Raw genomic sequence first — 14,719 nt, 5'->3', positions numbered from 1 at the left:
GGTGAGCCGGGGGCCGGTTCCTCAACCGTCGATGATGTGCGGCATGAAGCGGGCCATATTGCCGGTAATGAGCCCATCCTCACGGATACCGACCCCGGCAGCTTCGCCGTCGACGATCCATGATCCGATAACCGGATGATATCCGTCGAATCCGTCCGACCGGAACCTCTGCTGATATAGCAGGCGATCGCCGGCATAATTGCCTCCGGACTGGGCGATCACCTGTCCCGCTTCCACGATCCGGATATTCGCCCCTTCCCGCGAGAGGAAGGGCTTGGCGACATGGCTGTCGCCGATCGCTCCAGCGATGCTCGATGCCGGCAATAAGTTCGGATGACCGGGAAACAGGGTCCACAGAACTTCCAATATAGCCTTGTTGCTCCAGAGCATCTTCCAGATCGGCTCGATCCACAGGGTCGTCGGCAGGTTCCGGACGATGTCGGGCCCGTAGCGCTCGTCGACAATCCATTCCCATGGATAGAGCTTGAAGATCGTGGTGATCAGATAGTCGTCGAGGTCGACGATGCGGCCGTCCTCGTCGGTCCCGATATCGCCGATCAGGATCGCACGCGTGGCTATGCCCGCCTGCTCCGCCAGATCGCGCAGATAGGTCGTGGTGATCGTGTCTTCGTGCGACGGGTCGGCGGCGTGGGTGAACCAGGCCCTGCGGCCCGGCAGGGAGCGGGCCAGCCGGTGCCATCGCGCCAGCAGCTTGTCATGAAGACTGTTGAACTGGTCATGGTCGGGGAAGCACTGCTCCTTCCAGTCCCACTGGACAACCGCCGCTTCGAGCATGCCGGTAGGGGTGTCGCAGTTGAACTCGAACAGCTTTGGTTCGCCCGATCCGTCATAGCCGAAGTCGAAACGGCCAATGTTCAGCGCCGGCGGCCGATCCCGCCAGCTGTCGGCAATCGCCTGGTGGCAATAGTCCGGAATGCCGAAATGCCGCATCATGGTCGGATCGCGGACCACATGCGAACCCGCCTCGACGAACAGGGCATGGACATTTTCGGTTGCTGTCTCGATCCGATCGACGTCGGTCGCGCTCAGTGCATAGTGGACGGATTCGTCCCAATAGAGTGTGTCGCCATTGCTGTGCCAGATCAGTCCGAGTTTCTCGACATGCCTGCGCCAGTCGGCACGGGCTCCGCGGTGGCGACGCTCCATGGGCTCAGGACCAGCCGCCTCCGAAACGCCGCCCGCTGGAGCCGAGCCCGCCGCGCGATACCGCCCTGGATCGGGTCATGTTCACCGAAGATGGCGCCTGATAATAGGATATGCCGGGGCGGCGCTCGAACGATCCGCTGCCGTCCCGTACCGCTCCGGATACGGAATCGAGCAGGAATGGCAGGCGGGCACCGCGGTTGACGTAGAACCATCGCCCGCCGCCATGACCCGAGCTGGCGCTTCCGCTGCTGTCACCCTCGTAACAATTGGGGTCGGCGACCCGGTATCCCCTGCTGTCGACGCAGACCGCCGTGTCGAGATCGGCTACCGGATCTTCCCATTGCGGCTCGGCAGAGGGTGTGAAGGCGGAGACCGCGATGAGCGTGGCTGCGACCGAGGAGGTCAGGGCGACATTCTTGTCCATGGTCGGTGCTCAGGGAACCATGCAGGCAGCTTGCAGGATACCCATGCCCAGGCCGATGCCGCCGACGAATATCCCGGACGCGGTGCAGCCTTCGCTGATCCGGTCCTCGATCGCGCGGAACAGCAGGCGGGCTATGGCGAAGAAGACGAGCGCCTGAATGAGCGCCGCGACCGCCCCCCACAGAAGCATGTCAACCGGGCTGACCGAATGCGCGATCACGAGTGCGACGGGAATGGCGAAGCCGAGGAAGGTCCCGACGAGTTGCAGCGCGGCGGCGCTGTTGCCCTGGCGGATCAGCGCGAATTCGGCATGGGGGGTGATCCTGACATAGAGCACCAGAAATGCGAGCGCGAGCCCGAGCGCGCCGGCAAAATAGGCCAGAAAATGCGGCAGAGCCGCGATGAAATAGCTCAGCATGATATCCCCTTGCCCGCCGAAGCTAACAAGCCGGGGGACCGTACAAAAGCGGAATTGCGACGGCGAGAGGCGGTTGATTGCTCCAGATCGGAGCGATGCCGCCGGGGGGCATGCAGAAAGGGCGCCGCCGATTGCCCGGCGACGCCCTCCCTGACGAAAATCGGATCGACGATTATTCGGCGGCGGTGGCCATCGCGTGGTCGTCATTGGCGCCGCGCGGATCTTCGCTGACGGCGGTCGTCCAGGCCCACTCGCCGGGGGGCGGCGGGTTGGTGATGCCATATTCCTCGCGGATGTCCTGCACCTGCCAGTCGAGATAGTCGCGGAAGGGGATCAGGAAAAGCGGATGCTTCCAGGCGCGGCCCTGGGCGGCGCCGATGTCCTCGGCGTCGAGCTCGACCTTGAAGGCCTCCGGATAGAAGAGGCCGCTCTTCATCGTCGTCTTCGCCTTCAGATAGGTGCTGACCCGATTGAAGAAGGCGGCGAGTTCCGGCGTAAAATATTTGTAGAGCGCGCGTGAGTTGGCGGCGAGCAGCGCGATCTCACCGGCGTGGTTCGTCTCGAACCCGGTGATCATATGCTCGATGTCGTGGGTGTGGGTCCGCTCCTTCATGTAGAAATCGAAATCGGTCTTGATTTCCATTCCCTGATAGAAGTGATCCATATTGTAGCCGCTGTTGACCACGAAGTCGTGGATCACCGAGCGCAGCGTGCCGGGCTTCGGATCCTTGAGCTCGTCCATCGTGAACAGCGAAATCTTGCGGCCCTCGAGCCAGGCCTTGAACTCGGGCAGGCGCGCCTTCTCTTCCTCGAACAGCTGGAAGATGCGCGGCCAGTTCTCAAGCTCCATCAGGATCTTGACGACGTTGGGGATATAGGCGGTGTTGGGCAGCTCGGGGCCGTTTCGGCGCAGCATTTCCTGCGCGATCAGCGTGCGGAGCTCCGCATGGTTGAGATAGGGCGACGAACTGATCAGCGTCGAGCTCTGCGTCGTGATCTGCGGGCCGCTGCCATTATAATAAGCGAAGTCGGCGTCGCTCACTTTCGCTGCGATATTGTCTTCCATGTCCGCTCTCCTGCTTGAGCCCCTCGCGGGGCAGCCTCTCCGTTGGCATAAAGCTATTTCGGAACCTATTTCACTTATATCGATGCGGCAAGGGAAATGCGCCGGGAAGATGGCAGTCCGGGACGATTGTCCTTAGCTTTTGCGTAGCAAAGAGGGTGATTCGGAGCGAAATATGGAAAATGAGCGCGAGGCGATCCGCAATCAGCTGGCGCGATTCGCCCGCATCCTCGACTCGCGCGCTTGGGACTCGGTCGGCGAAGTCTTCGCGGACGAGGTCCGTTTCCATTATGGGGATGGCCGGGAACAAGGCGGAATCGCAGCGATGCGCGAGCAGTTTCGTGCCTTTCTGGATGGATGCGGGCCGTCGCAGCATCTGCTCGGCAGCATCGCGATCGAACCCGACGGCGAGGGCTATCTGAGCCGCACCTATGTCCAGGCGCGACATCAGGGGCGGCGCGAGCGGGCAGACCGGATCTTCGACACCCATGGCGACTATGTCGACCGCTGGCGCCGGATCGACGGCGCGTGGAAGATCGTGCGCCGCGACGTCGCCTGGTCGATGCATATCGGTGATCCGACCGTGCTTGGGCCGGGCGACTGACCCTCGCTGATTGACTCCCGGCCGGGTCGGCCTTCAGGGCCGGATCGAGGCGCCGCCGTCGACCGCGAGTACCTGGCCATTGATCCATTCGCCGTCGGGCGAAAAGAGCATCGCGACCATCGCGGCGATGTCCTCGCTCTCGCCCAGACGCCAGTGGCGGTGCGCGGCAAGAACCTGCTGCTGAAATTCGACGGGCATATTCTGCTTGATCTGGGCGGTCATCACCATGCCGGGCGCGATCGCATTGGCGCGCACGCCTTCCTTGCCCCAGCGGCTGGCGATGTGGCGGACGAGCGCGTTCACCGCTGCCTTGGTCATTGCGTAGGCGACCCGCTCGGGCTCGCCCATATGCGCCGCCGAGGAGGATGTGACGACGAAGGCGCCGCGATTGGCGACGAGATGGGGAAGGGCGTGGCGCGCGCAGGACAGTACGCCGCGCATGTTGACCGCCACCGTATCGTCGAAGGTTTCGAGCGACAGGGTGATGGCATCGCCATCCTCGCGGATCGCCTTCATGTTCGCGGCGTTCGCATGCATGAAGTCGAGCCGGCCGAAATGCTCGACCGCCCTGGCGACGAGCGCGGCGACCGAGGCATCGTCGGCCTGATCATAGGCCATGCCGATCACCTTGTGGCCATCGGCGGCCATCGCTTCCGCATCGGCGCGGGCGGCATCGCCGTCGAGGTCGCCCAGCAACACGCCGGCACCTTCCTGCGCCAGCCGCAAGGCGGTCGCGGTTCCGATTCCGCCCGCCCCCGCGACGATCGCAACCTTGCCTTCCAGCCTTCGCATCATGCCCATTCCGCCATGCCGATGATCGCCGGGTGCGACCATGCCGGCGGTTGCGCCGGAGGCAGGCTATCGCGGCCATCCAGCGTGCGAACATCGAGCCGCTGGTCGTGCGGCCATTGCATCGAATAGGCGATCTTGCCGGTCCGCTCGCTGGCCGGCAGGTGGCACATGTCGAGGACGGTCGTGGCAATATAGGCGACGTCTTCGGTGGGATAATCGCTCGGGATCAACTGGTCGGCACCGGGCGTGCGGATCGCCGTCGACGGCGCGACCACATTGACCGCTATGTTCCAGTCGAGAAGCTCGGCGGCCAGCCCCTGGCTGAATCGGTTCAGCGCGGCCTTGGTCGCGGCATAGACGGTGTCCCCGCTGGCCTTCGCATAATCGGCATAGGGCCTGAGCGGCGGCATCGCCGTGACCGAGCCGATATTGACGATCCAGCCCGCGCCCGCGGCCTTCATCGCCGGGATCGCCGCGCGGCTGAGCACGAAGGGGGCTTCGAGATAATGGACGAAGGTCCGCCGGAAGGTGTCGTCGCTCATCGCGTCGACGCGGGCATAGTCGGCGAATCCCGCATTGTTGATGAGGATGTCGATCCCGCCGGCTGCCGCGATCGTCCGTTCGATCAGCGCATTCCGTTGGGATTCATCCTCCAGGTCGGCTGCCAGCGCGATCGCATGGCCCCCGGCTGCCTCGATGAGGGCAAGGGTCTCGTTCAGCGTCCCGTCGACCTGCTGGTCTGCCCCGAACCGCTTCTGAACGGCTGGGGCGCCGACCGAGCGCGCGGTGACGACCACCGTCGCGCCGGCCGACGCCAGCCTTTGTGCGACCGCCCGGCCGATGCCGCGGCTGGCACCAGTGACCAGCGCGACACGACCGGAAAGCTGCGGTTGCAGCATCTTAGAAGGCGAAGCCCAATTCGACGCCGTAGGTGCGACCGCGATCATAGGTGCCCACCAGCGACAGCACCGGTGCACCGAAGGACACATATTGCTTGTCGAGCAGGTTCTGACCGAAGGCCGAAACCGAGAAGCTCGAGCTGCCGATGGGCACGTTCATCAGGCCGACGCGGCCGTCGACGAGCCAGTAGCCGGGCTGCTTGTTCTCATTTTCCAGCACGACCTGTCCGGTCAGGTTCCGGAACGGGGTGGCCGTGAGGAAATAGCTGCTCCGATAGCGGCCTTCGACACGCGCCTGGAGGTGGCTGCCGTTCGAGAATTCAGGCGCATCATATTGCGCTGAAATCCGTCCGGTCCACCTCGAGTTATAGGGGGTCCGCGCCACGCTGGCGACGTCCACGCCGTTCAGGATGAACGTCTTGTACTCGAGGTCGGCGTAACCGATGTTGCCGCTGAGCACGAGGCCGCGAACCGGGATGACGTCGGCCTCGATCTCGAAGCCCTTGATCTTCGCCTTGCCCGCATTGTCGAAGAACTGGCGGCCATTGATGAAGTTCTGCGTCTGCAGGTCCTTATAGTCGCTGTAGAAGGCGGCGGCATTCAGACGGACGCGGTTGTCGAACATCTGCGTCTTGGCGCCCAGCTCGTAGGCGACCAGCGATTCCGGCTTGTACGGAATGCCGCTGAGAATGCCGCCTGCGACATAGCCGCTCGAGATCTTGCCGTAGACGGTGGAGTCGTCGGTCGGCCGCCAGGTGACGATGCCGGTATAGTTCAGCTTGTTGAACGACACCGAATATTTGCCGACGCCGAGCGCGCCGCCCTGGGCGTTGGAGATCGCGTTGATGTTCAGCTTGCGATCGTCGATCGTGTAGCGGAGACCACCGGTGATATCGATCCGATCGCCCAGATGAACGGTCAGCTGGCCGTAACCGGCGATCGAGTCGTTGATCGACAACGTATCGGTCAGGCCGCTGCCGAAGACCGCATCGAGCGGGCTCGGGACGACCGTGCCATTGGGGGTCGGCGACAGAATGCCCAGCACGTCGGTCGCGGGCGACCGCTCGTGGAAGTAGAAGGCACCCGCCGTCAGCTCATAGTTCTCGCCGTCCAGCTGGATCTGGAACTCCTGGCTGAACTGCTTCTGGCTGGTGTCACGCGAGGTGAGCAGCGAGAAGAAATAGTCGTTCGGGCCGGGAAGATTGGCGGGGTTGAAGAGCGCTCCCTGGATCTGCGCAGGCGTGAGGCCCGGCGTAATGAGCGCACCCAATTGGCCGAAGGTGAACCGCAGACCGCCGCTGGCGGCGAGGTCGTACACGTTCGGATCCTGCTTGAATTTGCGATAGGCGGTGATGCTCTTCAGTGTGACGAGATCGTTCGGCTTGACTGCCAGCGTCAAGCTGTGACCCTGCGTAACGACATGCTCCGCGCTGGTCGCGTTGGCGACCGACTTGAGCCGCGCGTTCGGCGAAAGGTTGGTGATGCCGCCGAAGAAGGGCTGGAGGTTGACGATCGGCTGCAGCAGCGCGCCCGACTGATCGGGGATCACGCCGAAGCTCTGCATCGCACGGCCCACCGTGCGCGAGTCGGTGTAATCGAAGCGATAGTCGGCGGTCAGGTTGCCGAACTCGCCGCGGATCGCCAGCTGCCCGCCGTCGATGTTACGGCCGCCAAGCTTGTTGGCGAAGGTCTGGGTGCCAAACTTCGGATCGCGCAGCGACATGTTGAGCGTCCTGCCGCCGAGCAGGTTGGTGTAGTCGCCCGCGATCTCGTCATGGAGATAGGCGAACTTGACCGAGAAGGGGCCGAAGGCGGGCAGGTTGACGACGACCTTGCTGCGGATCTGGTCGTAATTGCCGTAGGAAACGTTGCCGCGAACCTCGAACTCGCCGGTCGGGTCCGCGCTCACGAGACTGATCGCGCCGCTGGTGGCGTTACGACCGAACAATGTACCCTGCGGGCCGCGCAGCACTTCGACGCGCTGGATGTCGGCAAGGTCGAAGATCGAGCCGACGGTACGGCCGATATAGACGCCGTCGAGATAGATACCGACCTTCGGATCGACCGCATTGTTCGAGACGCCCGAAGCGACGCCGCGGATGGCGATCGACGGATTGCTCTGCAGGCCCTGCGTCTGAATCTGAAGGCTGGGCGCCAGGCCCGCGAGATTCTTGACGTTGGTGACACGCAGCGTGTCGAGCTGCTCGCTGCTGATCGCGGTGACGGCCACGGGAACCTTCTGCAGGCTCTCGGCGCGGCGCTGAGCGGTCACGACGATCTCTTCGAGGCCCGCCATATCCGATTCGGACGCCTGCGGCGCGGTGTCCTGCGCGACGGCTGCGGTGGCAAGAAGGGAAACGCCGGCAAGCGCCAGCGCGGTGGTGGTGAATCGCATGAAATCCTCTCCTGAGTCGACGCTGTATTTTTCTCCGGCGTCGTGCCCGTTTCGGGTTCGCGCCACCGGCTCGGTACGTCTGGATGGCGCGCAGCCTGTTGCCGCCGCGCCGCCCTTAAAGGCTCAGCTCGCCCTGTCCTTACATCTCGGCATGTCCCCCGCTCTCCTTTTCGACTTGCGCTGGATATTTGTCTATCGTTTACGCAAGTGAGGAATGTATCGACAGATTGACCGCCAATCCAGTCAAATCTGGACCGTAGTCGACGAATTCGAACGATAATTTGGATGAGGAGCATGGAGATGGGCGAGGCGATGGCCGGCAAGGTCGTCATCGTGACCGGTGGCAGCGATGGAATTGGCCGCGCAACTGCGGTGGAACTCGCTCGAAACGCTGCGCATGTCGTCATTTGTGCGCGGCGTGAGAATGTTCTCGCGGAGGCACATGCCGAGGTGCAAGCCGCAGGCTCGGTCGAGTCGCACATTCTGGATGTCGGCGATGCGCCCGCCTTTGCCGGATTGATCGCGGATGTCGCGAAGCGGCACGGTCGCCTCGACGGCCTCGTCAACAACGCCATGGCGGTCAGCTACAAGGATGTGCTCGATCTGACTCTCGACGACTGGCGGCATGATTTCCGTGTGAATGCCGAGGCGGTGTTCGTCGGTACGCAGGCCGCAATGCGCATCATGCTGCCGCAGGGTTGGGGATCGATCGTCAACATCTCCTCGCTCAACGGCCTGCGCGCGATGCCGGGGATGGCGAGCTATTCGGCGTCCAAGGCCGCGCTGGTCCATTTCAGCGCAGTTGCGGCGGCCGAAGCGGCGCCGCACGGGGTGCGCGTGAACGTCGTCGCGCCCGGACAAGTGATGACGCCTGCGACACGTGCTTTCGCCGCCGCCGACCCCGACCGCAACGCGCGCGTCTCGGAAACCATTCCGATGCGTCGTGGCGGCGAGCCCGAGGAGATTGCGCGCGTCGTCCGCTTCCTGCTGTCGGACGAAGCCTCCTTCGTCACCGGCGCCTGCCTGCCGGTCGACGGTGGCAAGCTCCAGCAGCTCTACGTCCCAGCCTGATCCATTGGCCAGCCTGATCTCCTGGCCGGCCTGATATCAGGGGCGGATCAGCGGGCGCATCGACCGGGCGACGGCCAGCACGCAGTGCCATTCGCCAGGCAGTGCGGCGGTCCGCCGGTCGTCCTGCGCGATCGCGCGCAACTCGGCGCGGAAGCGCTCGATCGATTCGCGGACGCGCGCCGCCCCGAGTGGTGAAAGCTTGATCGTCTCGGCACCGAAAATCGTTTCCGGGTCGCTGTAGTCGATCGTTACGAACAGCTGTTTCAGGTGGCGTTCGAAATGTCGCCGCATCGGTACGCGTTGCCATGCATGCGCCGGGCTTATCCGCGACCGCACCCGCCCGCCGGGCAGGCGGTCGACGAGGGCCAGACGCTCGAGCTTGGCGAGGTGCCGTTCGACCGTATCGGGCGGAATGTGGAAGCCTTCGGTCGCCTCGCTCGGCGGCCATCCGTTGACGACCAGGAAGAAGATCGTCGACAGATCCTTGTCCTGGGTCAGCGCCTCCTCTTGCGCGAGGGTGAGCTGGTCCTTTTCCTGCTCCGCGGTGCGGCTGCTGTCGGCCAGCTCCCCCAGCGTGGTGTCCGCGAGCCGACACAGCTGCGCCAGCGTGTTGAAGCTAAGGCCGCGGCCGTGGAGCCAGCGTTTGACCGTGGCAGACCCGACCTCCAGCTCCTCGGCCAGCTTCGCCTGGGTCCATCCGGCAGCTCGCAAGGCGCGCCGTAGCGCTGTCAGCAGCGCCGCAGCCTCTCCGTCGGCGGTATCATTTGCTGAGTCGTCCAGCATCTTTCGGTGATCCATTGTGGCAAAGTGAGAGCGACCCGGTGGAGAGGCAAGCATAATCTCTTTTTTGCGACGTCCGGCCGCCTTCGACGCTGTCGGTCGGACTTCCGACCCTCACTGGTCCGGCCGTCGCTCGCGACGGCCGGATCTCTTACATTCAGCTTCAGCGGCCTCCATTCGCCGCGATGTCGATCCCGTTGACGAAGCCCGCACGCGGGTCCGCGAGGAACGCGACGACGTGGGCGATGTCGGCAGGTTCGCCGATCCGGCCTGCGAAGTTCGATATCATCCCGTCCTGAACCTGCGCTGTGATCGTGTCCCAGTCGTCGGCCCAGCCATTGGCTTTCGCCATCTCCTTCAGCCAGCGATCGGGCCCGGTCGAATGGGTCAGGCCCGGGCTGATGCTGTTCGAGGTGATCCCGGTGCGGGCCAGCGCCATGGCGAGGCTGCGGGTGAGCGAGCGGATGGCGAGCTTCGCTGCCTGATAATCGGGGATGATCGCCATAGGGAAATCGGCCGACTCGCTCGACAGCTGGATAAGCCTGCCCCAGCCGGCCTCGCGCATGCCCGGCACGGCAAGCTTCACCAGACGGACGATCGATCCGACGTTGGAGTTGTAGCTGCTGTTCCAGATGTCGGCGTCGGTATCGAGCCAGGCCATGGTCCCGCCGCCCGCCGACTCACCGCCGGCATTGTTGACGAGAATGTCGACGCCACCCATCGCCGCAGCCGCGCCGTCGAACACGGCCTTGGCACCCGCATCGTCGGATAGCGATCCGGTCACGGCATGTACCGGGCCGCCGGCCGCTGCGACGCGCTCGCGCGCCGCCGCCAGTCGCTCTTCGTTGCGGCCATGCAGGCAGACGGCCGCGCCCTCTTCGGCCAGGCGCAGGGCGATGCCCTCGCCCAGACCCGCGCTCGATCCGGTGATCAGTGCGCGCTTGCCCTCGAGCGGCCGCGCCATCAGCTATATTCCAGCTTGATGCGGGTGAGGCGCGTCGCCGCCATCAGCCAGCGCTCGCCGACCTTCACATAGCGGTCGTGATAATGGCCCCAGCCATGCATGCGTCCAGCCGGGAGCACCGGATGGCCTTCGGGAGTCCAGAGCCAGTCTTCCATCGACCAGATCGCCTTGGCTTCGGTCGGGGAGAGGACGTCGATCCGCGGCATATAGCCGAAATGCGCGGTCTTCACCCCGCCCAGGACATAGGCGTTGTTCTGCGCGAAGGCCTTGGGGTCGTGCGACAGCAGGTCCGGATTATGCGGCTCGACCGCCTCGCGCATGTCGGTTTCGGCATCGGGCGTGAAATTGGCGACGAGACCGTCCCAATCCTGTTCGTCGATGCAGCGAAAATATTCGGCCTTGCAGCGCTTCACGCCCTCAATGGCGAGCAAAACGTCGATCGGGTTCATGCGGTCACCTTTTCGCCAAGATAGGCTGCGCGATATTCAGCGAAGTCCTGTTCGACGAGTTCGCGGGTCAGCCCGAAATCCTCGAGCGCATAGCGGTGCGGGGCCCGGTCCTCGCGCTTGTTCGCTTCGACCCATTCGGCCATGCCGGCTTCGATTTCCGGCGTCACTGCGATGCCGGCCTCGGCCAGCACGCGCTTGCCTTCTTCGACCGGCTTAGTCGTCGTGTCGGTGTAGCGGACGTCGATGAAATTGTCGGGGCCCACCTTGGCGCGCACCGACATGAACAGGTCGAGCAGTTCCGCCAGACGCTTTTCCCAGAAGGCACCGATGCGCTCGCGGTCGACGGTCGACCCCATATGATAGAGCGTCGTCATCATCGAACAGTAGGACGGCACCGTCTGCACAGGATCGCGATGTGTCATCACGATCTTGGCCTCGGGGAAGGTGTCGAGCACGCCGTCGAGCGCCATCAGGTGGCCGGGGGTCTTGAGCACCCATTTTGCGCCGCGCCGCGCCGGATCCTGCCATTGCAGCGACTGCAGAATTTCCTTCAGATCGACATAGCAGCGGGTGCGGCTGTTCTCGACAAGCCAGCGGGCGTAGCTCGGTACGTGGTACATCCCCTCGATCATCGTCGACGAGAAGAGCAGGCCGAGGATGATCAGTTCCTCGTCTGACTGGTCGATGCTCATCGGGTGGATCGACATCAGCTCGGGCGCATGTTCGAGCATATAGGCCAGATACTGTTTGGCCGCCTCGCGCCGCGCGTCGGGCTGGCCGCGCTCCTCGCCGGGGAAGGGGGCGTAGTTCTGCGCCTCCCACCATTTCACCCCGGTCATGCCGGGTGCGGACGACAGCATCCGGTGCAGCATCGTGCTGCCGGTGCGCGGCAGGCCGACGACGACGGCGGCTATGTCGACCTTCTCGTCGAGAATCTCGGGGTGGCGCTTGATGAGGTCGACATGGCGCAGGCGGTTGATCAGCGCGGTGACGATCATCGCCTCCGCCCCGCCGACGCCGACCTCGGTCAGTTCGGCCTCGCTGTTCAGGACGGGTATCAGTGCATCGAGATTCTCGAAGATCCAGGGATCGCCGAAGTCCGACAGGCCGGTCGCTTCGATCGCACGGGCCGCCAGCGTCGCCCGGTCGCTTACCTTGCTCATTGCATTCCTCTCCAAAAGGCTCAGACGCCGTAGCCGCCGGCGACGGCCAGCTGTTGTCCGGTGGTGTAGCCCGCACGGTTCGATATCAGGAAGGAGACGGCATGGCCGATCTCTTCCGCCTTGCCCCAGCGCCGCAGGGGCAGCTGCGATTGCACTTCCTTGACCCAGGCGTCGTCGAACTGCCCCTGGGCCAGAAGCTCGTGGAACATGCCGGCATCGATGACGCCGACGAGCACGCTGTTCGCGCGAATGCCGTGGCGGCCTTCTTCCTTGGCGATGCCGCGCACCAGCGACTCATTGGCTGCCTTGGGCGCGACCGACAGTCCGTCGCGCGGCGGCCAGTAGAGATCGCCAGCCGATCCGAGATGGACGAAGGACCCGCCGCCCGACGCACGGAAATGCGGGACCAACGCCTGCGCCGCCGAGAAGAAGCCGTGCACCTCGACATCGATCGCCCGCTTCCACTTTTCGAGCGGCGTTTCGGACAGATGGAGCTGATCGACCAGCGGACCGGCGGCCCAGACGAGGCCATGGACGCGGCCATGCTCGGCGATCGCCGCATCGCGCGCGGCATCGAGCGTGGCCGGGTCGGTCGCATCGACCTGATGCAGCGAGACCTTGCGGCCGTGAGAACGAAGCTCCTCGGCCAGCGCCTTGGCCGCGTCCCGCTTGCTGCGGAAGCAGAGCGCCACGTCACTTCCATCGCGCGCGAGCGCGCGCGCCGACGCCGCGCCGAGACCGCCCGTGGCGCCGAGTACCATCGTTGCACCGTCCGGAAAAATCTGATCGCTCACGCGTCCCCTCCTTATGGTAATGGCGGTTCGCATTGCGCCGCTCCATTATCTCTGGGTCACTGAATTGCAGACTGAGACGGCTAAATCAACACGCATAGCTTGACATGGAAGCGTGAAATGCGGAGGCTTGCGTAACAGAGCCGGTCACAAGCCGGTCATATTCGGAGGGGCCACATGGCGAGACTGGCAGGCAAGGTAGCAATCATCAGCGGCGCAGCGCAGGGCATGGGCGCGGCCACTGCGCGACTCTTCGTGGCCGAAGGTGCGAAGGTCGTGATGGGCGACGTGCTCGACGAGAAGGGCCGCGCCGTCGCGGCCGAGCTCGGTGCGGACAATGCGCTCTACCAGCATCTCGACGTGCGCGAGGAGGATCAGTGGGCGGCTATCGTGAAGGCGGCGACAGACCGCTTCGGCAAGCTCGACATCCTGGTCAACAATGCTGCCGTCACGCATTTCGGCGCTGCCGAAGAGCTACGCAAGGAAGATGCCGAGCGGGTGCTGGGCATCAACCTCATCGGCACGATGATGGGCGTGAAGCATGCGGTTCCCGCGCTCAAGGCCAATGGCGGCGGCGTGATCGCGAACATCTCGTCGGTCGACGGCATGCGCGGATGCAACGGCCTGGTTGCCTACACCGCCAGCAAATGGGCGGTGCGCGGCATCTCGAAATCCTATGCCTATGAGTTCGGTCCGCATGGCATCCGCGTCGTGTCGATCCATCCCGGCGGCGTGAACACCGAAATGGGCAATCCGGGGCGCGAGAGCGTCGAGACGGTCAACGCCCGGTCCTTCCGCCGCGTGCCGCTGCAGCGGATCGGCGAGCCCGAGGAAATCGCGCGTGCGACGCTGTTCGTCTGCAGCGACGAGGCAAGCTACATCTCGGGGGCCGAGATCGCCGTCGATGGCGGCTGGACGGCCGGCCATTATGAGCCCGCGCTGCCGGGCTGCCCCGACAGCCTGCGCTGATCGCGATGGCGAGGCTCGACAACAAAGTCGCGATCGTGACCGGCGCCGGACAGGGCGTCGGTCGCGGCATCGCGCTCGCGCTGGCGGCGGATGGGGCGAGCGTCGCCGCCGTCGGCAGGACGCTCGACAAGGTGCAGTCGGTCGCGGCGGAAATCGAGGCCGCCGGTGGCAAGGCGCGCGCCTTTCACTGCGACGTCAAGGACGCCAGCTCGATCGAAGCGCTGGTGGCGGATGTCGCCGGCGCCTTCGGGGGCATCGACATCCTCGTCAACAATGCGCAGGAAGTCCCGCTCGGCCCGCTCAGCGACGTCAGCGACGAAGCCTTCCTCGCCGGGTTCGAATCGGGGCCGCTCGCCACCTTCCGCCTGATGAAGCGGTGTCGCCCGCATCTCGCCAGGTCGGGCGAGGGCGTGATCATCAACCTCGCCACCTCGGCGGCGGTGCGTTGGGACATGAGCGGATACGGCACTTATGCCGCGGTCAAGGAGGCGACCCGCGTCCTGACCCGTGCCGCTGCCGCCGAATGGGGCGTCGAGGGGATTCGCGTGCTGACCGTCGCGCCGCATGCCGACTCGCCGGGCCTCAAGGCCTGGATCGAGGCGCGGCCCGAGGAGGCGGAGGCCTTCTTCCGGACGATACCGCTGCGTCGCATCGGCCGTTGCGAGCAGGATATCGGCCGGGCCGTCTCTGCCCTGTGCGGGCCGGAGTTCGGCTATCTGACCGGCGCTACCGTCCCGCTCGACGGCGGCCAGGCGAATTTCGACTGATCCG

The 14,719-nt window shown here is 64.7% G+C and carries 17 protein-coding genes; 5 read left to right on the top strand and 12 right to left on the bottom strand.

What is annotated here, in order from left to right:
* Window positions 1-21: 21 nt before the first annotated feature.
* From ACNI3R_RS02030 to ACNI3R_RS02015, 4 genes are all read right to left on the bottom strand, one after another.
* Window positions 22-1,167 (bottom strand): glutathionylspermidine synthase family protein, encoded by a 1,146-nt coding sequence (locus tag ACNI3R_RS02030; RefSeq protein WP_426179486.1) that lies wholly within the window; start codon window positions 1,165-1,167, stop codon window positions 22-24.
* 4 nt (window positions 1,168-1,171) lie between these two features.
* Window positions 1,172-1,591 (bottom strand): hypothetical protein, encoded by a 420-nt coding sequence (locus ACNI3R_RS02025; protein WP_426179484.1) that lies wholly within the window; start codon window positions 1,589-1,591, stop codon window positions 1,172-1,174.
* A gap of 9 nt (window positions 1,592-1,600) precedes the next feature.
* Complete coding sequence (locus ACNI3R_RS02020) at window positions 1,601-2,008, bottom strand: DUF350 domain-containing protein (protein WP_426179483.1); 408 nt, start codon at window positions 2,006-2,008, stop codon at window positions 1,601-1,603.
* A gap of 172 nt (window positions 2,009-2,180) precedes the next feature.
* Entirely contained in the window at window positions 2,181-3,074 is an 894-nt protein-coding gene (locus ACNI3R_RS02015; RefSeq protein ID WP_426179481.1) for a hypothetical protein, read from the bottom strand.
* A 172-nt stretch (window positions 3,075-3,246) separates the two neighbouring features.
* On the opposite strand from ACNI3R_RS02015, the gene ACNI3R_RS02010 reads away from it, so the two are divergent.
* Window positions 3,247-3,675: a nuclear transport factor 2 family protein gene (locus tag ACNI3R_RS02010; protein ID WP_426179479.1), complete on the top strand. Its 429-nt coding sequence runs from the start codon at window positions 3,247-3,249 to the stop codon at window positions 3,673-3,675.
* A gap of 33 nt (window positions 3,676-3,708) precedes the next feature.
* On the opposite strand, the gene ACNI3R_RS02005 is transcribed toward ACNI3R_RS02010, so the two are convergent.
* The 3 genes from ACNI3R_RS02005 to ACNI3R_RS01995 are packed head-to-tail and all read right to left on the bottom strand — an operon-like array spanning window position 3,709 to window position 7,761.
* The gene (locus tag ACNI3R_RS02005) at window positions 3,709-4,470 is read right to left on the bottom strand and encodes an SDR family NAD(P)-dependent oxidoreductase (protein ID WP_426179477.1); all 762 of its coding nucleotides are present in this window, start codon (window positions 4,468-4,470) and stop codon (window positions 3,709-3,711) included.
* A complete protein-coding gene (locus ACNI3R_RS02000; RefSeq protein WP_426179475.1) occupies window positions 4,467-5,366 on the bottom strand; it encodes an SDR family NAD(P)-dependent oxidoreductase in 900 nt (299 codons plus the stop codon). The genes ACNI3R_RS02005 and ACNI3R_RS02000 overlap by 4 nt, the downstream gene beginning before the upstream one ends.
* Window position 5,367: 1 nt before the next feature.
* Window positions 5,368-7,761, bottom strand: a complete 2,394-nt coding sequence (locus ACNI3R_RS01995; RefSeq protein ID WP_426179474.1) for a TonB-dependent receptor — start codon at window positions 7,759-7,761, stop codon at window positions 5,368-5,370.
* Between ACNI3R_RS01995 and ACNI3R_RS01990 the strand changes: the two genes are divergently transcribed.
* A complete protein-coding gene (locus tag ACNI3R_RS01990; RefSeq protein WP_426179472.1) occupies window positions 7,760-7,972 on the top strand; it encodes a hypothetical protein in 213 nt (70 codons plus the stop codon). The genes ACNI3R_RS01995 and ACNI3R_RS01990 overlap by 2 nt on opposite strands.
* A 74-nt stretch (window positions 7,973-8,046) precedes the next feature.
* Complete coding sequence (locus ACNI3R_RS01985; protein ID WP_426179470.1) at window positions 8,047-8,832, top strand: SDR family NAD(P)-dependent oxidoreductase; 786 nt, start codon at window positions 8,047-8,049, stop codon at window positions 8,830-8,832.
* A gap of 36 nt (window positions 8,833-8,868) precedes the next feature.
* Here ACNI3R_RS01985 and ACNI3R_RS01980 read toward each other — a convergent pair whose 3' ends face one another.
* The 5 genes from ACNI3R_RS01980 to ACNI3R_RS01960 all read right to left on the bottom strand — a co-directional run bounded on the left by ACNI3R_RS01980 (window position 8,869) and on the right by ACNI3R_RS01960 (window position 12,949).
* Window positions 8,869-9,615: a helix-turn-helix domain-containing protein gene (locus ACNI3R_RS01980; protein ID WP_426179468.1), complete on the bottom strand. Its 747-nt coding sequence runs from the start codon at window positions 9,613-9,615 to the stop codon at window positions 8,869-8,871.
* A 160-nt stretch (window positions 9,616-9,775) separates the two neighbouring features.
* Window positions 9,776-10,576, bottom strand: a complete 801-nt coding sequence (locus tag ACNI3R_RS01975) for an SDR family NAD(P)-dependent oxidoreductase (RefSeq protein WP_426179466.1) — start codon at window positions 10,574-10,576, stop codon at window positions 9,776-9,778.
* On the bottom strand, window positions 10,576-11,025 hold the full coding sequence (locus ACNI3R_RS01970; RefSeq protein WP_426179464.1) for a nuclear transport factor 2 family protein: 450 nt from the start codon (window positions 11,023-11,025) through the stop codon (window positions 10,576-10,578). The genes ACNI3R_RS01975 and ACNI3R_RS01970 overlap by 1 nt, the downstream gene beginning before the upstream one ends.
* On the bottom strand, window positions 11,022-12,188 hold the full coding sequence (locus ACNI3R_RS01965) for a sulfotransferase family protein (protein ID WP_426179462.1): 1,167 nt from the start codon (window positions 12,186-12,188) through the stop codon (window positions 11,022-11,024). The genes ACNI3R_RS01970 and ACNI3R_RS01965 overlap by 4 nt, the downstream gene beginning before the upstream one ends.
* 20 nt (window positions 12,189-12,208) lie before the next feature.
* A complete protein-coding gene (locus ACNI3R_RS01960) occupies window positions 12,209-12,949 on the bottom strand; it encodes an SDR family NAD(P)-dependent oxidoreductase (protein ID WP_426180242.1) in 741 nt (246 codons plus the stop codon).
* A 207-nt stretch (window positions 12,950-13,156) separates the two neighbouring features.
* Here ACNI3R_RS01960 and ACNI3R_RS01955 point away from each other — a divergent pair, with 207 nt between their 5' ends.
* Window positions 13,157-13,948: an SDR family NAD(P)-dependent oxidoreductase gene (locus ACNI3R_RS01955; protein ID WP_426179460.1), complete on the top strand. Its 792-nt coding sequence runs from the start codon at window positions 13,157-13,159 to the stop codon at window positions 13,946-13,948.
* Between the two features lie 5 nt (window positions 13,949-13,953).
* Window positions 13,954-14,715: an SDR family NAD(P)-dependent oxidoreductase gene (locus ACNI3R_RS01950; protein ID WP_426179458.1), complete on the top strand. Its 762-nt coding sequence runs from the start codon at window positions 13,954-13,956 to the stop codon at window positions 14,713-14,715.
* Window positions 14,716-14,719 lie beyond the last annotated feature (4 nt).

Source organism: Rhizorhabdus antheiae, from assembly GCF_049889055.1.
Taxonomy (GTDB): domain Bacteria; phylum Pseudomonadota; class Alphaproteobacteria; order Sphingomonadales; family Sphingomonadaceae; genus Rhizorhabdus.
Note: the sequence above shows the minus strand (reverse complement) of the source record. Positions and strands in the feature narration are given on the sequence as shown.

Coding starts and splice junctions, on each gene's coding strand:
- ACNI3R_RS02000 (WP_426179475.1), bottom strand. CDS start 5,366: ATGCTGCAACCGCAGCTTTCCGGTCGTGTCGCGCTGGTCACTGGTGCC.
- ACNI3R_RS01995 (WP_426179474.1), bottom strand. CDS start 7,761: ATGCGATTCACCACCACCGCGCTGGCGCTTGCCGGCGTTTCCCTTCTT.
- ACNI3R_RS01990 (WP_426179472.1), top strand. CDS start 7,760: ATGAAATCCTCTCCTGAGTCGACGCTGTATTTTTCTCCGGCGTCGTGC.
- ACNI3R_RS02025 (WP_426179484.1), bottom strand. CDS start 1,591: ATGGACAAGAATGTCGCCCTGACCTCCTCGGTCGCAGCCACGCTCATC.
- ACNI3R_RS01955 (WP_426179460.1), top strand. CDS start 13,157: ATGGCGAGACTGGCAGGCAAGGTAGCAATCATCAGCGGCGCAGCGCAG.
- ACNI3R_RS02015 (WP_426179481.1), bottom strand. CDS start 3,074: ATGGAAGACAATATCGCAGCGAAAGTGAGCGACGCCGACTTCGCTTAT.
- ACNI3R_RS01975 (WP_426179466.1), bottom strand. CDS start 10,576: ATGGCGCGGCCGCTCGAGGGCAAGCGCGCACTGATCACCGGATCGAGC.
- ACNI3R_RS02010 (WP_426179479.1), top strand. CDS start 3,247: ATGGAAAATGAGCGCGAGGCGATCCGCAATCAGCTGGCGCGATTCGCC.
- ACNI3R_RS01980 (WP_426179468.1), bottom strand. CDS start 9,615: ATGCTGGACGACTCAGCAAATGATACCGCCGACGGAGAGGCTGCGGCG.
- ACNI3R_RS01985 (WP_426179470.1), top strand. CDS start 8,047: ATGAGGAGCATGGAGATGGGCGAGGCGATGGCCGGCAAGGTCGTCATC.
- ACNI3R_RS01950 (WP_426179458.1), top strand. CDS start 13,954: ATGGCGAGGCTCGACAACAAAGTCGCGATCGTGACCGGCGCCGGACAG.
- ACNI3R_RS02020 (WP_426179483.1), bottom strand. CDS start 2,008: ATGCTGAGCTATTTCATCGCGGCTCTGCCGCATTTTCTGGCCTATTTT.
- ACNI3R_RS01970 (WP_426179464.1), bottom strand. CDS start 11,025: ATGAACCCGATCGACGTTTTGCTCGCCATTGAGGGCGTGAAGCGCTGC.
- ACNI3R_RS02005 (WP_426179477.1), bottom strand. CDS start 4,470: ATGATGCGAAGGCTGGAAGGCAAGGTTGCGATCGTCGCGGGGGCGGGC.
- ACNI3R_RS02030 (WP_426179486.1), bottom strand. CDS start 1,167: ATGGAGCGTCGCCACCGCGGAGCCCGTGCCGACTGGCGCAGGCATGTC.
- ACNI3R_RS01965 (WP_426179462.1), bottom strand. CDS start 12,188: ATGAGCAAGGTAAGCGACCGGGCGACGCTGGCGGCCCGTGCGATCGAA.
- ACNI3R_RS01960 (WP_426180242.1), bottom strand. CDS start 12,949: ATGGTACTCGGCGCCACGGGCGGTCTCGGCGCGGCGTCGGCGCGCGCG.